General features: G+C 41.5%; 2 protein-coding genes and 1 pseudogene. All 3 read left to right on the top strand.

The features are described 5' to 3' along the window. Positions 1-752: collagen binding domain-containing protein (locus JCM19034_RS22535; RefSeq protein ID WP_197276472.1), on the top strand; the 752-nt coding region annotated here is incomplete at its 5' end. 8 nt (positions 753-760) lie between these two features. Beyond that, a pseudogene (locus JCM19034_RS25425) lies at positions 761-1,075 on the top strand (collagen binding domain-containing protein); the annotation flags it as partial. A gap of 51 nt (positions 1,076-1,126) precedes the next feature. Next, a partial coding sequence (locus tag JCM19034_RS20490) for a collagen binding domain-containing protein (protein WP_156324096.1) occupies positions 1,127-1,591 on the top strand: 465 nt, incomplete at its 3' end.

Genomic DNA, 1,591 nt, shown 5'->3' with positions numbered 1-1,591 from the left:
TAGAGAATCGTTTAACTTCTGGTTCTGTTGAGCTTGTAAAAATCGATGATCTGTCGGGTGACGTCATTGAAGGTGCCAAATTCCGTTTGGAAGATAAAGACGGAAATGTGGTTGCAGAGGATCTAATAACAGATGAAAATGGTCGTATCGTTGTTGAAGATTTACGTCCAGGTCAGTATCAATTCGTGGAAACAGAAGCACCAGAACATTATCAATTAGCTACGGAGCCAATTCCATTTACGATCGAGCCAAGTCAGACAGAGCGATTAGTCGTCAATGCTTGGAATCAACTAATTTTAGGTGATGTACGATTATTAAAAATCGATGATGTTGATGGTACAGCATTAGAAGGAGCAGAGTTTGAGCTTCGAACGATAGATGGCGAGGTCGTGCGTGAAGGGTTAGTGACCGATGAGGCTGGAATCATTGTCATACGTGATTTATATCCAGGTGAATATCAGTTTGTTGAAGTGAAAGCACCAACGGATTACGAACTAGATGAAACACCAATTCATTTTACAATTGACTTCTCTCAAGAGAATATCGTTGAGGTTACAGCTGAAAATCAATTAATCTCAGGTTCTGTTGAACTTGTGAAGATCGATGATGTGACAGGCGAGAAGTTAGAAGGTGCGGTGTTTAAAATTGAGACAGTTCATGGGGATGTTATCCGTGAAGCACTTGTAACGGATGAGGAAGGCCGGATTGTCGTTGATGCTTACGCCCAGGGTCTTATCAGTTTGTTGAAGTAAAAGCACCAGAGCATTATGTATTAGATGGAACACCAATCCCGTTTACAATTGATCGATCTCAAGAGGTAAAATTAGAAGTTACAATTGAAAATAGTCTGATTCTAGGAGAAGTAGAACTAACAAAAGTAGACGATGTCACAGGCGAGCCGTTACGTGGGGCAGTCTTTGATTTAGAAACCATTGATGGAGAGCTAGTACAAGAAGGACTTATAAGCGACGAAGAAGGCCGTATCGTTGTTAGCGATTTACTCCCAGGTGAGTACCGCTTTATTGAAGTAGAGGCACCGGAAGATTACCAGTTAAACAAAAAGCCAGTACAGTTTGAAATAGAACGTTCTCAATCAGAAAGAGCCGAATTAACGTTTGAAAACAGTTTGATTCCGGGAGCTGTTGAGCTAACAAAAGTCGATGATGTGACAGGTGAACCGTTAGCGGGAGCTGTATTCAATATTGTTGATGAAAATGGCGAAATCGTAAAAGAAAACGTGATGACAGGTGAGTCTGGCCGCATTGTGGTTGATAACCTACGCCCAGGTCACTATCAGTTTATCGAAGTGAGAGCACCAGAGCATTACGTATTAGATGAAACGCCGCTTTCGTTTGAAATTGAGCACTCACAGCAGACGGCGGTTGAGGTTAGGAAAGAGAATCAACTCATTTCAGGTTCGGTAGAGCTTGTAAAAATTGATGTTGATACAGAAGAGCTACTAGAAGGTGCGATTTTCCGTCTTGAGGATGCAGAAGGAAATGTCCTTGAAGAAGCACTTGAAACCGATAAAAATGGTCGCATTGTGGTTGAGAATTTACGTCCAGGTAATTACAAGTTTATCGAGACCCAA

This window comes from Bacillus sp. JCM 19034 (assembly GCF_001310635.1).
In the GTDB taxonomy this organism is placed as follows: domain Bacteria; phylum Bacillota; class Bacilli; order Bacillales; family Bacillaceae_D; genus Halalkalibacter.
Note: the sequence above shows the minus strand (reverse complement) of the source record. Positions and strands in the feature narration are given on the sequence as shown.